13 protein-coding genes are annotated in these 16,003 nt (G+C 60.5%); 9 read left to right on the top strand and 4 right to left on the bottom strand.

Annotated elements, in window-relative coordinates; genetic code table 11:
* The first annotated feature begins 19 nt into the window (after positions 1-19).
* Together SFUM_RS00940 and SFUM_RS00935 are read left to right on the top strand one after the other, a co-directional pair.
* Positions 20-502 (top strand): universal stress protein, encoded by a 483-nt coding sequence (locus SFUM_RS00940; RefSeq protein WP_011697055.1) that lies wholly within the window; start codon positions 20-22, stop codon positions 500-502.
* Positions 503-532: 30 nt separating this feature from the next.
* Positions 533-1,540, top strand: a complete 1,008-nt coding sequence (locus SFUM_RS00935; RefSeq protein WP_011697054.1) for an NAD-dependent epimerase — start codon at positions 533-535, stop codon at positions 1,538-1,540.
* A 790-nt stretch (positions 1,541-2,330) separates the two neighbouring features.
* On the opposite strand, the gene SFUM_RS00925 is transcribed toward SFUM_RS00935, so the two are convergent.
* The 3 genes from SFUM_RS00925 to SFUM_RS00910 all read right to left on the bottom strand — a co-directional run bounded on the left by SFUM_RS00925 (position 2,331) and on the right by SFUM_RS00910 (position 5,596).
* A complete protein-coding gene (locus tag SFUM_RS00925) occupies positions 2,331-3,641 on the bottom strand; it encodes an SBBP repeat-containing protein (RefSeq protein ID WP_011697053.1) in 1,311 nt (436 codons plus the stop codon).
* A gap of 456 nt (positions 3,642-4,097) precedes the next feature.
* Entirely contained in the window at positions 4,098-4,538 is a 441-nt protein-coding gene (locus tag SFUM_RS00915) for an EF-hand domain-containing protein (RefSeq protein WP_011697052.1), read from the bottom strand.
* Positions 4,539-5,152: 614 nt separating this feature from the next.
* Entirely contained in the window at positions 5,153-5,596 is a 444-nt protein-coding gene (locus tag SFUM_RS00910) for an EF-hand domain-containing protein (protein WP_011697050.1), read from the bottom strand.
* Between the two features lie 382 nt (positions 5,597-5,978).
* On the opposite strand from SFUM_RS00910, the gene SFUM_RS00905 reads away from it, so the two are divergent.
* From SFUM_RS00905 to SFUM_RS00885, 5 genes are all read left to right on the top strand, one after another.
* Positions 5,979-7,664, top strand: coding sequence for an FAD-binding protein (locus SFUM_RS00905; RefSeq protein WP_041441273.1), 1,686 nt, complete (start codon positions 5,979-5,981; stop codon positions 7,662-7,664).
* 1 nt (position 7,665) lies between these two features.
* A complete protein-coding gene (locus tag SFUM_RS00900; RefSeq protein ID WP_011697048.1) occupies positions 7,666-8,328 on the top strand; it encodes a succinate dehydrogenase/fumarate reductase iron-sulfur subunit in 663 nt (220 codons plus the stop codon).
* Between the two features lie 209 nt (positions 8,329-8,537).
* On the top strand, positions 8,538-9,893 hold the full coding sequence (locus SFUM_RS00895; protein ID WP_011697047.1) for an MmgE/PrpD family protein: 1,356 nt from the start codon (positions 8,538-8,540) through the stop codon (positions 9,891-9,893).
* Positions 9,894-10,451: 558 nt separating this feature from the next.
* Complete coding sequence (locus SFUM_RS00890) at positions 10,452-10,850, top strand: CBS domain-containing protein (RefSeq protein WP_011697046.1); 399 nt, start codon at positions 10,452-10,454, stop codon at positions 10,848-10,850.
* Positions 10,851-11,339: 489 nt separating this feature from the next.
* Entirely contained in the window at positions 11,340-12,527 is a 1,188-nt protein-coding gene (locus tag SFUM_RS00885) for a hypothetical protein (RefSeq protein WP_011697045.1), read from the top strand.
* 331 nt (positions 12,528-12,858) lie between these two features.
* Here the strand turns inward: SFUM_RS00885 and SFUM_RS00880 are convergent, their stop codons facing one another.
* Positions 12,859-13,977 carry a M24 family metallopeptidase gene (locus SFUM_RS00880; RefSeq protein WP_011697044.1) on the bottom strand — a complete coding sequence of 373 codons (1,119 nt, stop codon included), beginning with the start codon at positions 13,975-13,977 and terminating at the stop codon, positions 12,859-12,861.
* Between the two features lie 340 nt (positions 13,978-14,317).
* Here SFUM_RS00880 and SFUM_RS00875 point away from each other — a divergent pair, with 340 nt between their 5' ends.
* Both SFUM_RS00875 and mnmA read left to right on the top strand, forming a co-directional pair.
* Positions 14,318-14,743: an NIL domain-containing protein gene (locus SFUM_RS00875; RefSeq protein WP_011697043.1), complete on the top strand. Its 426-nt coding sequence runs from the start codon at positions 14,318-14,320 to the stop codon at positions 14,741-14,743.
* A 160-nt stretch (positions 14,744-14,903) separates the two neighbouring features.
* Positions 14,904-15,992 carry a tRNA 2-thiouridine(34) synthase MnmA gene (gene mnmA, locus SFUM_RS00870; RefSeq protein WP_011697042.1) on the top strand — a complete coding sequence of 363 codons (1,089 nt, stop codon included), beginning with the start codon at positions 14,904-14,906 and terminating at the stop codon, positions 15,990-15,992.
* Positions 15,993-16,003: the final 11 nt, after the last annotated feature.

Here is a 16,003-nt window from a genome sequence, read left to right as displayed (position 1 = left end):
TCAAAGGAAGGAGCAAACCATGTCGAAGGAGTCTTTTTCGAATATTGCGTTTTGTACGGACTTTTCGGAGAATGCCGACTTGTCCTTCGAGACGGCCAGGGACCTGGCATCCCATTACGGAGCCACGCTCCACATCGTGCACGTCATGGTGAATTTCTCCCTTGCTCCGCCCATTCATGCCACCTACATGCCCATCGAGTACGATCCGAAGTTCGTCGAACAGGTCACTGAAGCCGCCAGGGGTTCGATCCAGGAAAGATATGTGAGCAAGCTCGCCGGAAGTCAAAGGTTCGATGTGCACCTGCTCTCCGGTTACGCTTCCACCGAGATCATCCGCGTTGCGGAAGAACGGGATATCGACCTTATCGTCATGGGTTCTCACGGCTTGACGGGTCTGGCCCATGTCCTGTTCGGCAGCACCGCCGACCGGGTCGTCCGCCGGGCGCCGTGTTCGGTCCTCACAGTGCGAATGAAAAAGAAAAAGATGCCGGAAAAGCCTTGAAACAGTCTTTCGGAAAGGAAACATGGCTTCATGAACATCCTGGTCACCGGCGCCGCGGGCTTTATCGGATACCACCTGGCATATCGGCTTCTCAAAGACGGAAACACCGTAATCGGTCTGGACAATGTCAACGATTACTATGACGTCAACCTGAAGCGGAACCGTTTGAAACGGCTTGCGCCGTTTCAAAGCTTTGCTTTCCTGAAGCTCGACCTGCACGATACGGCGGGCATCGAAGCCATGTTCAGGGAGAATGCCTTCGATGCCGTCGTGCACCTGGCCGCCCAGGCCGGTGTGAGGCATTCGCTGACCCATCCGCATTCCTACGTCGAGAGCAATCTCACCGGCTTCGTGAATATTCTCGAAGGGTGCCGACACCACCGGATCAAGCACCTCGTCTTCGCTTCGTCGAGCTCGGTCTACGGCGCCAACGTCGTCATGCCCTTGTCGGTACACCACAACGTCGACCATCCCCTCTCGCTCTACGCCGCCACAAAAAAAGCCAATGAGCTCATGGCACACACTTACGCTCATCTTTTCGGCGTCCCCTGTACCGGGCTGCGCTTCTTCACCGTTTACGGCCCCTGGGGGCGACCCGACATGGCCCTGTTTCTCTTCACCCGCGCGATCCTTGCGGGAGAGCCCATCAGGATATTCAACTACGGCAGGATGCGACGGGATTTCACCTATATCGACGACATTATCGAGGGCGTGGTGAGAATGATCCCCGCGCCCCCCTCACCCAACCCGCAATGGGATCGCGAATCATCGGACCCGGCCACGAGCTACGCCCCTTACCGGGTGTACAACATCGGCAACAACCGGCCCGTGGAGCTGATGGAGTACGTGGCGGCCATCGAAAGCTGCCTGGGGAAGGAAGCACAAAAGGAATTCCTGCCGCTCCAGCCGGGGGACGTTCCGGCAACCTGCGCCGACGTCAGCGACCTGGAGCGGGATTTCGGGTTCCGGCCAAGCACCACGATTCAGGAAGGAATCACGCGGTTCATCGAATGGTACAGGGCTTACTATTCGGTGTAACCACGGTTTCCCCCTCATTTCTTCGGTCGACCGTATCCTTGACGTTACAATACAGAGCCGACCCCGTACGGCATTCCCCGAGCTCAACGGTATTTGTGAGTTGCCTTGATCGGCTCCCGTGGGCGATATCCGGCATCCCATGGTATCGAGCTGCCTGAAAAATGCCACCCGAAACGCCCCGTATGCCCGCGCACTGGTTGCCGTGAGCGGAATTCCTCGGCATGAACGCCTCTCCGCTTCGCTGTAAACCCATACTCTCACCGCCGCCACCCTGACATCAAGGTATTTCCGCCCACTCATCACCACTGTCAGCGGATTCGGATATTCCCACATGCCTTCCCATGCATTTGCACGAAAATCTCTTGGTGAATCCCCTCTGTTCGTGTATATTCATCACTATTGAGAACGATATCGAAGGTCGAAAAGTCAACATCAATCATCATAAGTCCAGGTTCTTATAAGGTTTTTTTAATTCATCAGCTGAATAATCCCATCGAAGAAGAGATCGACTCAGATAAACGATATCATGTCAGATGACTTTCACAATCGAAAAAGGCAATTCTATGACGATTAATAATGGTATCGTTATGAGCGGAATTGTCGGAGGAATGACGTTCCTCGTGATTGTTCTTTCTTGTGTCGCGTGGAAGCTCAGGCAGATGCACCGAAGGGACAAGATCATGCAACGCCTGCTCCGGTACACGCATGATGCGCCAATCATCATGAAAATGGGCAAATGAGCATGGACGGCGCATTGTTCAATGCACCGTCCATGGCGACCGGCCGTCAATTACTGGCGTTCGAAGCGCCGCGCCCAGCGACGTCTGCCGTCCAGATCGTATTTTATCGTGACGTAGTCGGCCAGTGAGTTGGCCCCATCCGATTCGCCCGTTACGTACAGCGCCCCCCCCCGTACAGCCACCGCCGTCGCAAAATCGTGCCCGTTCGTTGCGCCGTTGAACTGTCTTGTCCAGAGGAGACTTCCGTCGGGGTCGTACTTGACGGTGAGATAATTCCCGGAAGCGCCGGCGACATCCGATCTGCCCGTGACGTAGACATTTCCATCGGGGTCCAAAGCGACGCTGTAGGCCATATCGGTATCGCCCGCCGCCCCGTCGTAGCGCTGGACCCAAAGCCGGGTCCCGGCGGGGTCGTATTTTATGGTGAGATAGTCATAACCGTCGGCGCCGGTGGAATAACCCGTGACATGGACGTTCCCGCTGCCGTCCACGGCCAGGGCATAGGCCGCATCTCCGAGATCCGAAGCCCCGTTGGCCGTCCTGACCCAAAGCCGGTCGCCATTGGCCGCATACTTTATTGTGAAGAAGTCTTTGTAACCGCCCGAGGGTATGATGGAGCCGGTGATGAAGACATTGCCGGAGCCGTCAACGGCCATGGCCTGCGGATCGATCAGCCCCGCGTGGATACGGCTCCAGAGCAGGTTCCCGTCAGAGTCGTATTTCAGGGTCAAAAGCCGGTCGTACGGACCGCTCGACGGTCGGGAGGGACCCGCGACGTAAACATTCCCGTCTCCATCCACGGCGAGGACCCGCGCCTCATTGTGCCTTCCCGCCACTCCGCGGTATGGCCTGACCCAGACACGGCTGCCGTCGGTCTTGTATTTCACGGTTGAAATGCATTTCGCCGAGTCCAGTTCAACCGAGCCGGTGACAAAGACATTCCCCGCCTCGTCCACCGCCATGGCCTGAGGTTCGTCATTGGTGGGTCGCCCATAGAACCTGGCCCACAGGAGGTGGCCGTCCGGATCGTACTTCACGGTTCCGAAATCGCCCTGGTAGCCGGTGTTCCTCACCTGTCCGAAAAGGTAGATATCGCCGGTGGGGCCTACGGCGATCGCTTTGAGCCAATCCCCGGCGGCGTCGGGACCATCGTAGCGCCTCACCCACTGCCGGACCCCTGCGGTGTTGTACTTGACCAAAGTGAAATCCGTCGAACTCCCCAGGAGGGATGATCCGGCGACATAGGAATTCCCGTCGCCGTCAATGGCCAAGACGGGCGTCATCCCGGCCTGAAGCCCGGGCGAACCGATCAGGCCAAGAAGGATTCCAAGAAAGAAGCAGACATATCTTTTTCGTTTCATAGCTCCCCCTCTTCGCTATTCCCCGGATTAAGAACAGCTCTTGAGACCTTGCCACACCATGAACACTGGCCGATTCGACGTTTACGTCCGTTTGATGCAGTATATCCGTAAACCGCAACAACTTGTCGGAGATATTACAATAACACTGTTCTTATCGCATCACAAATTAACACAAGTTCAACTCGAGGGATTCCTTCGCCCGAGGCAGGAAAAGAGGGAGGCGTGAGCTGGTTCATATTCGTGTGGATTGCCCGGACTCGGTGGGCTGTCGCCCAGCGTCCCTTCAACCTGAAGGCGATTGCCGGAGCCGGCCCCTGCGCGGGAGGCCCCGCAAAAGGAAAAACCGCGGGAACCGCGCAACGATGGCGCGCGCCCGATCGGAAACATCAGCGCTATCGAGAAATGTGATCGACGCATCCGGAGGGAGGACGCATGACGACAATCGAAAACCGATGGTCAAAATTCGATCTTGAACAGCTTGACCCCTTCGAGGCGCTTTTCCTCGCCCCGCGACAGCATGCCGTCTTTTTGACGATCCAAGGAAATATAGACGTCTTCCGAATCGACGTAGCTGTTCTCCGACTTGATGAATTCGTCGTAGCCGATCTTCGCGTCCTTGTCCCCGTCCAGCGTGTCGAATCTCGCTTCAGCCTCCTGGCTGGTATCCTCCTGCTGCCACTCTTCCCAGGTGATCGCTCCGTCGCCGTCCTTGTCCATGGAACGAAAAGACCTGACCTTGGCGCCCTGCATGACGTCCTCGGTCGGCAACACTTCCACGCGGCTCATGTCCACTTTTTCGATCACGCCCTGCGATGGCGAAGAGTCGCCCATCGAGGAGCACCCGGTCAGGAGCAGCACCGCCAGGACGTATGTCACGATTGAGAATATCTGTGTCATACCCAGGTTCTCCCGTGCTTTGGGATTTTGTTTCCAGGTTTTCTCAGCAACTCGGGATTGATATGAACTGTTTGTTATTATGACTTCTGCGGATCGGGACTTCAAGTGCGGATTGCCGCCCCCGGCGAATCGTGCCTTTCCGCCGCCTCCCCGTACAATTCCAGCCGGCGTTCTTCAATGATGACCCGGTGGGCGGTTGAGGATTCCGCCGGCGCACCTCATTCCTCAGGGCGACGGCGGGCATGGTGTCGCCGCATGAACACCCGCCGCCATCGTCATCACGTGGACTGCCTCATGGCCCTGGTGTCACCGGACGTGGCTTTGCGCAACGGGAATATCCGGTTTCCCGGACATTCCGGCAAACAGGCGGGAAACAAACGCTCGCGAAGAAGTGGGGGACCCTCTCGGGGCGAGGTGTTTTCACGGGAAGACGGGGACCCGGCGAGACTCTCCCGTCACAGCCGGCTTGCGCTGTCGCGACCGCTGCATCTTCCGTACAAGACCGCATGAGATGAACATGTTTCACGGCCGGCTGGGAACAAGCCTCCCCGAGGGACTTTGAAAAGGACGATCGCTTCGGCTCACGGATCGAATTCTCAAGCCGGGACCCCGATCTAGAATCGAACGGTGAAAAGCCTGACGCCCTTGAAGCCGGTGGTTTCTCCCCTGGACAACAGGCCGTCACGGCTGGTGTCGAGCGATATATATACGTCGTCGATATCCATGTAGGCGCCGGACGCCTGGAGGAAGTCCTCGTAGGTGACCTTGCCCGTCTTCTTCGTATCCATGGCGTCGAAGTGCTCCCTGGCCTTCGGGCTGGTATCCACTTTTTGCCATTCCTCCCAGGTGATCTGTCCGTCGGCGTTCCGGTCGATTGCCTTGAAAACCCTCAGCTTCATACCCTGAGAGAATTCATTGCGCGTGACCTGACCGTCCCGGTTCACATCGAGCGTTTCGAAAAGGCCTGCGGTTTGAGCTTGAGATTCCGTGAAGGCACAACCGGAAAGACACAACACGACCAGGACCGAGACCGCAAATCGGTGTACATATGATCTCATGATTCGGTTCTCCTGCTGCTGGAAGATTGACTGCCCACGTTGTTGCATATCGGGATGCCTGCAAATGCGGGATTGTATTATGACGGCATGTCGGCGCATCTTCAAGCGAAGAGTGACGTGCCCCGCCGTTCGGCTGCGGGACCGGTTCGGCGCGGAAGTGCGGCAGGCATCCGCAGACCCATGCGATGGCGATGATACGCCTTCGAGCGGGCGGACGATGAAATTGCTTTATTGCATGCTTGACCCGACTTACGGTAATTACTACCGAGACGAGGCTTGGCGGAAAGTCACGGAACGGACGGAGCCGCGGTTGATCCGCGCAGTCCGGGACGAGGACGGTTGCGCGGGAGGAGCCGGACGAATCGATCGAGGAGTGGTCGCTATGATCATGCACGAGGTACTGATCGTCGGAGGCGGGCTGGCGGGGCTCATGGCAGCGATGAACGTCTCGGGGAAAGCCGATGCGGCGGTCTTGAGCAAAGTCTATCCCACCCGCTCCCACAGCGGGGCGGCCCAGGGAGGTTTCAACGCGGTCATGGGCGAAGACGACAGCATTGAGGCCCATGTCTTCGACACTGTGAAGGGGAGTGACTACCTGGGCGACCAGGAGGCCATCGAGGTGCTTTGCTCCGACGGCCCGCGAGTGATCCTTGACCTGGAAAGGATGGGGGTCCCCTGGACTCGAGCGGAAGACGGCCGCATTGCGCAGCGGTCGCTGGGTGGGGCGGGTTTTCCGAGAGCGTGCTTTGCGGCGGACTTTTCCGGCCACGTGGTGCTCCACACGCTCTACGAGCAGGCCCTGAAACGGGGCGTGAAAACCTACCCGGAATGGCACCTGCTGGAAATCCTGGTCGACAAAGGTCGTGTCTTCGGAGCGGTGATCTATGACCTTGCCCGCGCAAGACTCGAGGTCATCCGCGCCAAGCGGATTGTACTGGCCACCGGCGGCTATGGCCGTGCCTTCCTCAAAACGACCAACGGGCATGCCAACACGGGGGACGGGATGGCCATCGCCTACCGGGCGGGAGCGGTGCTTTCCGACATGGAGTTCGTGCAGTTTCACCCCACCACCCTGTACGGCACGAATATCCTGATCTCGGAAGCCGCCCGAGGCGAGGGAGGGTACCTGCGCAACGCTTTGGGCGAGCGGTTCATGGCGGAATACGCCCCGGGAAAGATGGAGCTGGCCCCCCGGGATGTGGTGGCGCGCGCCATATTTAAAGAAATCAAGGAGGGCCGTGGGTTTGAAGGACATTATGTTCACCTGGACTTGACCCATCTCGGCGAGAGGCTGGTTGCGGAGCGTCTGCCTCAGGTCAGAGACCTTGCGATACGATACAGCGGCGTGGACCCGGCCCGAGTGCCCATGCCCATCGAACCCGCCCAGCATTACAGCATGGGAGGGGTGCGAACGGACGTCTGGGGGATGACCGGCCTGGAGGGGCTCATGGCGGCGGGCGAAGTCGCCAACGTGAGCGTTCACGGGGCCAACCGGCTGGGAGGAAACTCGCTTCTTGAAACGGTCGTCTTCGGCGCCAGAGCGGGCAGGAAAGCCGCCGAGCTTGCACCGGGGGAGCCATGGCCGGACGTCTCTTCGAACACGGTCAAGGACGCCCTGGATCGCTGGAACCGGCTGTGCCTGGCTCCCTCCGCCCATTCCCGTTCGGACGACGATCAGTTTGCCGTTCGCCGCGAGATGGCGACGATCATGACCAACCAGGTGGGGGTCTTTCGAACCGGCGTCGAGCTCGAAGACGCGGTGGCGCGTTTGGAGGGGCTTCGAAAGCGTTACAGGGACTTGCCGGTCCCGGTTGGACCGCAACCGTTCAATTACGGGCTCATGGACTACATCGAAGTGGGTCATCTGCTGGATTTGTCGGAGATCATCGCGCGGGGTGCGCTGGCCCGCCGGGAAAGCCGTGGAGCCCACTACCGGTTGGACTTTCCTCAACGGGACGATCGGAACTGGCTGCACCATACGTTCGCGCACACCACCGACCGCGGCCCCGAATTCAGTGCAGGCCCCGTTTCCATCACTCGCTTCCAGCCACAGGAGAGAGGCTACTGAGATGGACGTCGTGCTCAAGATATCCCGGTTCGATCCCGGCATGGACACCGCTCCCCGTTTCCAGCGTTTTGTGGTCGGCGTCGAGCCCAACCAGACGGTGCTTGACGCGCTGCTGTGCGCATGGCGGCAGGACATCGGCCTCTCGTTTCGCCGTTCCTGCCGAAGCGCCATTTGCGGGTCGTGTGCCGTGCGCATCAACGGGCGACCGGCACTGGCCTGCCAGACGCTGATGGAAAAGGCCGTCGCCGAGGGTGAGCCCGTGACCATAGAACCGCTTCCTCATTTCAAGCTCCTCAAAGACCTCGTGGTGGACCTGGAGCCGTTCTTCGAGTCGCTCAAGGCCGTCGTGCCGTGGCTCATCCTTCGGGAGGACTACGGCGGCCGCATGTCTCCCGAGGTCGCGCGGAGCCTGGAACATCCCGCGACATGCATTCTGTGCGGGGTGTGCGAGGCGGATTCCGAGACTTCGGAAACCCTTCACCCGGCAGGTCTCGTGAAGGCCTTGCGCCTGGCCCGGGACCCCAGGGACGCCCTCGGTGCGCATCGTATCCGGCTCCTGCAAGTGCCGGTCGAGGTCTTGAGGCTGTTCGTCAGGGAACTCCCCGACAAATGTCCGAAGGGAATCGAAATCACGGACGACATTCTGAGGCGCGGCGTTACGTAGAAAATGGATTGCCGGGAGAATCCGTTTCCACGCTTCGGGCTGTCGTCCGAAACACGACAATCGCGTGGGATTTGAGTCGGGCCGCTCCGCCGGACCTGCGCGTTCCAGTTCCCCTTTTGCCGTGAAACCCGGATGCGCGCGGCGGCTTTCACACATGGCGCGTGCTCGGGGCGGGGAAGAACCCTCGCCCCCGTGGAGGGAGTGTTTCAATGGGCAAATCACCCCTGCTGAGTCTGAAACTGGCCGAATTTGTGGAGGGGTTGCATTATGAGGATCTGCCTCGGGAAACGATCCGCATGGCGCGGCTGGCTTTTCTGGACTGGCTGGGATCGGCCCTGCGCGGCAGCCGCGAACAACCCGCTTTGATGGTCCTGTCCGTGTTGAGTGCCCAGGGGGGCACCCCTCAGGCGACTCTGCTTTCCTCGAAGGAAAGAACCTCCGCGCTCAGTGCCTCCCTGGGCAATGGTGTTGCTTCGCACATCATGGAGCTCGACGACGTCCATCGCGCCTCCATCGTCCACATTGGGGCATCCGTCATTCCCGCGGCCCTGGCGGCGGCCGAGATGCTCCACGCCGATGGCAGGCGGCTGATCGAAGCCATTGTGACGGGGTACGAAACGGCGGCCCGGGTCGGTGAAGCCGTTACCCCCGCCCATTACTATTTCTTCCACAACACCGGCACCTGCGGCACTTTCGGCGCGTGCGCCGCGGCCGGCAAGCTTCTCGGACTCGACCGTCGGCAGATGGTCTGGGCGCTCGGCAACGCGGGAACCCAGGCCGCGGGACTCTGGGAATTCCTCGTCGACGGGGCCATGTCCAAACACCTGCACCCGGGAAAGGCCGCGCAGAATGGACTGCTTGCGGCACTGCTCGCCGGGGAGGGGTTCACCGGAGCCTCCGCCATCCTCGAGGGCGACAGAGGATTCTGCCGGGCCATGGCTTCAGAATTCAACCTCGCCCGCATCACTGACGGTCTCGGCAAGCCGCCATACAAGGTCGAAGAGAATTCCTTCAAGATTCATTCGTCCTGCCGGCACACCCATCCCGCCATCGACGTGACGATCGATCTGGCGGCGCGTCACGCCATCGATCCTTCCCTGGTGTCGGGAATCGTCGTTCGCACCTATCGCACCGCCGTACAGATAACGGATAACCCCGCTCCCGGGACGATCTATGCCGCCAAGTTCAGTCTCCCCTTCTGCGTGGCGCTGGCTCTGGTCCGCGGCTCGTGCGGGATCGAAGATTTCAGCGAAGCCAACCTCCACGATGCGCAGATTCGCGACCTCATGGGTCGGGTACGGCTCGTCGTGGATGATGACCTGGACGCAGCCCATCCGGCAAAATGGGCGGTGGCCGTTGAGATCACCACCCGAACGCGGGAAACGTACTCCGGTCGAACCGATTTTCCCCGCGGAGACCCCGAGAATCCGGCGGATGAGGCGGAGTTGATCGCCAAGTTCCGGCGCATGGCCATCTCCTCCCGGGACGGGCAGACCGTGGACCGCCTGCTTGAAAGCGTCATGAATCTCGAAAACGTCGAGGATTGCGCGCGACTTCCGCTTTAGAACCTGAATCGCGCTCAAAGCGGCTTCGCTCCCGGGCTTGCGCCGCTTTTCCCCTCTTCCGCCTCTCGGACCCCGCATTCCGGCCGCATTGATCTGCCGGCTTTCCATGGTTACAATAGGGTTAATTCCAATCTGAACGTCAGGCTCCTTGTTGCGTGGGTGTGCAAATCCTTTCCGCGATGATACCGAGCGAAGAAGCACCGGGATTTTCACCGTCGAGCTGCTGCCGTCGCGCGATGCCGGCTCCGAAGAGACGTCCTTTTCTTCGGCGGATGCGGGGTCCTCTGCCGGCGCTGCGGCAATTACTCGAACAGTCGTTCATCGCGCTCGCGAGCTCAAGCGGTCGATGCTCATCGTCGGTTTCCGCACGGAGGGTCTGTCGATTTCGGGTCCCCGGGGAATCACGAATACGTCCGCCTGCCGGAGGACAGGGCGAGATGAGGTTTTCCGGCGCGGGAGGGAAAGGACAAAGCGAGGGAGCCTCTTCGACGGTGTTCCCGCGACGAGGCCTCCTCGAGTCGCCGTAGGCTGCCGGACGTGAAGGAAGGAGAAGATGCCATGAAGGATCTCAAAGCCGGAAGCGTGATGACCAAGCCGGTCGTATTTGCGAGAAAAGACACCACGGCAAGGGACATAACCGTCCAACTCCTCAATGGTCTTTACAGTGGAATGCCCATCACGGACGAGGAAGACCAGGTTATCGGCATCGTGACGGAGCTCGACCTGCTGGAAGCCGCGAGCGAAGGCAGGGACCTCGGTGAGCTCACGGCGGAGGAGGTGATGACCAAAGACCCCTTCACCACTGACATCGACACCCCCATCAGCGAAGTGATCAACCTGATGCGGGAATACAACATCATCCGTCTGCCCGTCACCGAGCAGGGTGCTCTGGTGGGAATCGTCTCCCGGTGCGACATCCTCCGAAAGATCATCGATCCGGCTCAGTACGTTTTGTAACAGGCGCATCCCCCGGACGACCCGCCGTTCTCCGGATGCCCTGCGTCTCTGCACCGGAGCGCCGGATTCCGGCCGCGGTCGCCGTCCGTGCCCGACGCACCGCCGGCGGCCCGCGGTCAATGCCCTGTCGCCCGGTATCGCACTGTGGAAACACCCTTCGATACGCGCGGCCCGTGCAATACCCGCCCCGCGACGGCAATCCTGTCGATCCGCCGTCGATGCACGCAAAACTTCGAAAGGCGGCTCGTCGCCGCCCGCGATTTGCCCCCTCGCCGCCTCCGACGCCGGCCTTCCTTACCGGCCGGAATGCGGGCCTGCCCGATGTAGTTTGTGGAAAAAACAACTATATTTGTTGAAATTGACAAGAATGTCGTCCACACTGGGCGCCGCCGAATCCACCCCTGCAACCCGGGCGCGGGGCTCGACCCGCAGCGGCCCGGAAACAGGCCGGGAGCGGCATTGCACTGCACAATCCAAGGTGAGCGTTCGATGAATATCAAACAAGGTCCCCGTGAATCGACTTCCGGATGGCTGGCTTTGATCGGTTTGGCATCTTTGTTGATATGGCCCTGCCCGTCCGCCCACGCCCAGGCCAACAAGCCCCTGGCCGCCGGCCCGCCGCCGGTTCCCGTGAGAATCCTGCTGGCAATACCCGATGAGTTTGCCTCCTTTTCCTATGCAAGCCTGATTCGAGGGCGGGAAACGCGGCATCTTTTCGGCGCGGAGGCCCAGGCCGCTTTTAAAAACATGATTGCCCCCGAATTCATGGTGTTCAAGACGAGGCGCGTCAGCAGCCCGGCGGCCGCGATGGCCATGCTGTCCCCCGGCGATCCGAACAACGCGCAAACGCGTGAGTTCGATTACCTGGCGATTCCCAGGTTCGCCCGCGTGAATGTATCGGCCAGGGGAAGGAAGTACGGATTCGACGTGGACATCCTGGTCGACTTCCACGCCACGGACGGCAGGACGATCACAACGATCGAGGGGCACGGGGAATCCACAACCGGCGTTCACTTCTCGATCAGTCCGCAGGAGGCGGGCAACCTGGCCTTGAGGTGCTCGATGGAGGCCCTCAGGGACGCGATCATCGGCCGGAGGGAACTCTTCGTTCCCATCCGGGCGCGCGTTGAGCCGCCCCGGGAAGAATCGTCGCGCTCGGGTCCGCAAGCCGGGCGCGGTTCAGCGCCGCTCCCCGTAAAAGTTCTCCTGGCCGTTCCCGACGAGTTCAGCCGGTATGCTCACCAGATCGACCCGGGGGAAGGCGGGATCGAAAACGACATCGGCGGCGAGGCGGAGCGGCAGTTCCGGATCATCCTGTCTCCGGGATTCGAAACACTCGTGATAAGGCCGACAGAGAGCGAATCTGCGGCCATGGAACTGCTTTCCTCCCATAGCCCGGCCAACATCGACGCACGCGGATTCGATTATGTCGCCATACCCCGGTTCACCCGGATCGACTCACGGGTCAGGGGCTCGCATTACATGTTCTCCGCGGAGATACAGTTGCGGTTCTATCCCGTGAGCGGGTTGAGGGAAGTGACCATCAAAGGCCTCGGCAAGTATGAAGGGGACCTGGACGGGGGTGCCGCGGAGGAGGCGACCGGCCGCGCGATCAAAACCGCCGTCAAGGCGATCCGGGAAAGCATCGACCAAAGGCACGATCTGTTTCTCCCCTGATCTCCAGGTGCGTTCAAGGTTGCACAACGCCTGCCCGGCGGGAGATGACTCGGGCGGGTATAAAGCTCGCCCCTTGTACGAACCGATGTGCCGGGCAGAGGCAGTCGGAGGTGACGCGGGCGGGATAAACCCGGAAGACCGTGCGGATCCGTAGGGTGGGCATGGTTCCTCCGTGTCCACGATGAGGCCGGGTCTCGTGCGCCCGCACTCGCTAGAGGCTGACGAATCCGTTGGGCGGGGGCGGGCCTACTCCCCCTCGCGGCAAATCATGCTTTCCCCGCCCCGAGCGCTGAACCGCTCGATTTCGAGAGCAGGACACCCGGGAGAACCCTCACCCGGCCTGCTCGAGGAAGAGATCCCGGGTGTTAAGGACTTCACAGCCGGTGGCGGTGATACGCACCATGTTTTCCAGCCTGACGCCCCCATAGCCGGGGAGATAGATCCCGGGCTCAACGGTGACCACCATGTTTTCTTCGAGTATTGTCCCGTGGAATCTCCGCAAACTCGGCCCCTCATGGACTGCAAGGCCCACCCCGTGGCCGAGCCCGTGGCCGAAGTATTCGCCGTATCCGGCCTTCGCGATCAGGTCGCGCGCCACCCGGTCCACTTCCACCGAATCGATTCCTGCCCGCAGTTGGTCCTGCGCGGCCAACTGCGCCTCCCGGACGACCCGGTAGATCTCCGCCAGCTTCGGTTCGGGGTTGCCTGCGATCCAGGTTCTGGTCATATCGGAACAGTAGTGGCGGAGTTTCGATCCGAGATCGAGGATGAGCGAGTCCCCCTTTGCGATTCTGCGTTCGCCGGGAACGGCATGGGGAAGAGCTCCATTCGGACCTGCCGCTACAATGGGCGGAAATGAAACAGCCTCTCCTCCCCCTTCACGGATGTAACGCTCGATACGCCAGGCGATGTCCTTTTCCTTGCGCCCCGGCGCCAATTCGTTCCACACCGCCACCAAAGCGTCCTCCGTCAGGCGCAGGGATGCCTTGATCCACTCGATTTCCATGGGCTCCTTGATCACCCGCAGCCGTTCGACCAATCCCTCGAAACCCAGGACGACGGCCGAAGGATTGGCCTTGCGGAGCTGTTCCTCGACATCCTTGTACCTGCTCCAGGTCAGGTACGAGCTTTCCGCTCCGAGGCGCTCCGGGCGAATTTCGGGAAGAAGCTCCGCAAGCACCTGGGAGAGTCCCTGTGTGTATATCCGCACCGCAAAACCCGGTGCTTCTTTCCTGGCCGCCTCCTCGTATCGTGGATCGGTCAGCAGGTATCGGCGGTCAGGGGTAATCAGAAGGAAGCCCGAGCTTTCGGTCAGATGCATGTCATCCGCCTCGTATCCGCTCAGGTAGTAGCGATTTTCCGGGTTGGCGACGAGAAAGGCGTCCAGACCTTCCTCTCCGCACAGCTTCCGGAACCGTTCCAATCTCACATCGAACATGCTTTCGCTCATGATCCGCTCCTGTTGCCGGCACCGCCGCCCATTGACCGAAAAATCCGTCCGCTAAAGCCCCGCGCCCTCAATGTGTCTCACGGACGGACACTTAATATAATCCTCCGGACAACTTTCCGCGAGCGCCGTAATTGCGAATTCACAACCCGCAGTTTGAGCGGGTGAAGCGGCTCCCGCCTGCATTTTTCCAGCTTCCGCCCGACGTGCTCACGGGCCCAACAGCTTGCGTTCGCACTTCACCATAAAAGGGGGAAAAACCCTCTGAAAAATAGTTTGGCATTTTGTTTCAAGGTGTTATGCTTCAACACTCTTGCTTGGACATTTGAGAGGAGCGTGCCTCATGTATGCCAGAATGCTGGTCCTGCGGTTTCCCAAGGACATCGTGGACAAACCCATCATCACCTACCTGGTGCGTGACTATAACTTGACCTTCAATATTCTGAAGGCGCAGATATACCCCCGCAAGGAGGGCATGCTGGTGCTCGAACTGCGGGGAAGCAAACGGGACTACGACAAGGGAATCAAGTTCCTGAAGCAGGTCGGAGTCGTAATCGAACCGGTCGCGCAGGGAATCCGGCGCGATGACGACAGGTGCTACCAGTGCGGCGCCTGCACGGCGGTTTGTCCCACGGGCGCGCTTCGCATCAAGCGACCGGAGATGGCGGTGCTCTTCGAATCCGAACGGTGCAGCGCTTGTGAGCTCTGCGTGAAAACTTGCCCGGCCCGAGCCATGATCGTGACGTTCGACAAGACCCTGGCGCTATAGCCTCCGCGGCCTCGGATCGATCCCCGCGGATCGTTGCGTCGGGGAGGGTCGGACCTCTCCGCCGCGGCGCTCTGAGCGGCGGGTCCGACACCGACACCGGCTCCGCGATGCGATCGGCCTGGGGACCGTACCTTCCGGCTTATTCACTATCGATGCAGAAATGGAACGATCATTGCGCGTTGCAGTTGCCATGAGCGGCGGGGTAGACAGCCTCCGGGCCGCGATTCTTCTCAAGGAACAGGGAAATGACGTTTTCGGCGTTCACATGAGACATGTGCCGCCGTCCAGGACGGGACGGTGGTGTGCCGGGGCGATGATCCGCGAGAAGGAAGCATTTCTTTGCGAACTGGGCCTGCGATTCGGGTTCCCCATCGCCGTCGTCGATTTGAGGGACGCGTTCGAATCCCATGTCATCGAACCCTTCATGGAGGCCTACCTTCTGGGACAAACCCCAAATCCCTGCATATTCTGCAATCCCGCCGTGAAGTTCGGTTTTCTTATGGAGAAGGCTCGCGCTCTGGGAGCGGAGCGCTTCGCCACCGGGCACTACGCGAGAGTGAGTCCGCCCGGTCCGACCTCCCGGAGATTTCGTCTGCTCCGAGGCTCCGATTTATCCAAGGACCAATCCTATTTTCTCTACGGTTTGAGCCAGGATCAACTGGCCTCGACCCTTTTTCCCCTTGGCTCCACCCGGAAACGCGACGTCTCCGCCTGGGCCGGGCAACTGGGAATTGCGTCGCTGTTCCCGGGCGAAAGCCAGGAAATCTGCTTCGTTCCCGCGGGAAAATATCATGAATTCCTGACAGAGCGCCTCGACACGCTCCATGCGCCGGCGGAAGGCCCCATTCTCGACCTGGAAGGCCGGGAACTGGGCCGGCACAAGGGAATTTTCGCCTACACGATCGGACAGCGACGCGGCCTGGGAATCGCCTCCTCGGCTCCCCTTTACGTGGTCGGCCTGGAACCCGCCGCCAATGCGGTCCGGGTCGGTCGGGTCGGCGATCTCGACCGGGATCGGCTGGAGGTCGGCCGCGTCAACTGGGTCTCCATCCCAGCTCCGAACGTGCCCGTCCGCTGCAGGGTACGCATCCGCAATCAACATGCGCCGGCCGCCGCGGTGGTGACTCCCGTCGGTGAGCGCTCGGCCTCCGTCCGCTTCGAAGCCCCGCAGCGGGCCGTGACACCCGGGCAGTCCGCCGTTTTCTACGACGGTGACGTCGTCCTCGGCGGAGGCACCATATCGAAATGAACGGGAGCCGG

The sequence above is a fragment of the Syntrophobacter fumaroxidans MPOB genome (assembly GCF_000014965.1).
Classification (GTDB): Bacteria; Desulfobacterota; Syntrophobacteria; order Syntrophobacterales; family Syntrophobacteraceae; genus Syntrophobacter; species Syntrophobacter fumaroxidans.
This window is presented reverse-complemented; position numbering and strand designations above follow the sequence as displayed.

Coding starts and splice junctions, on each gene's coding strand:
- SFUM_RS00935 (WP_011697054.1), top strand. CDS start 533: ATGAACATCCTGGTCACCGGCGCCGCGGGCTTTATCGGATACCACCTG.
- SFUM_RS00885 (WP_011697045.1), top strand. CDS start 11,340: ATGAATATCAAACAAGGTCCCCGTGAATCGACTTCCGGATGGCTGGCT.
- SFUM_RS00900 (WP_011697048.1), top strand. CDS start 7,666: ATGGACGTCGTGCTCAAGATATCCCGGTTCGATCCCGGCATGGACACC.
- SFUM_RS00910 (WP_011697050.1), bottom strand. CDS start 5,596: ATGAGATCATATGTACACCGATTTGCGGTCTCGGTCCTGGTCGTGTTG.
- SFUM_RS00880 (WP_011697044.1), bottom strand. CDS start 13,977: ATGAGCGAAAGCATGTTCGATGTGAGATTGGAACGGTTCCGGAAGCTG.
- SFUM_RS00895 (WP_011697047.1), top strand. CDS start 8,538: ATGGGCAAATCACCCCTGCTGAGTCTGAAACTGGCCGAATTTGTGGAG.
- mnmA (WP_011697042.1), top strand. CDS start 14,904: ATGGAACGATCATTGCGCGTTGCAGTTGCCATGAGCGGCGGGGTAGAC.
- SFUM_RS00890 (WP_011697046.1), top strand. CDS start 10,452: ATGAAGGATCTCAAAGCCGGAAGCGTGATGACCAAGCCGGTCGTATTT.
- SFUM_RS00875 (WP_011697043.1), top strand. CDS start 14,318: ATGTATGCCAGAATGCTGGTCCTGCGGTTTCCCAAGGACATCGTGGAC.
- SFUM_RS00915 (WP_011697052.1), bottom strand. CDS start 4,538: ATGACACAGATATTCTCAATCGTGACATACGTCCTGGCGGTGCTGCTC.
- SFUM_RS00925 (WP_011697053.1), bottom strand. CDS start 3,641: ATGAAACGAAAAAGATATGTCTGCTTCTTTCTTGGAATCCTTCTTGGC.
- SFUM_RS00940 (WP_011697055.1), top strand. CDS start 20: ATGTCGAAGGAGTCTTTTTCGAATATTGCGTTTTGTACGGACTTTTCG.
- SFUM_RS00905 (WP_041441273.1), top strand. CDS start 5,979: ATGATCATGCACGAGGTACTGATCGTCGGAGGCGGGCTGGCGGGGCTC.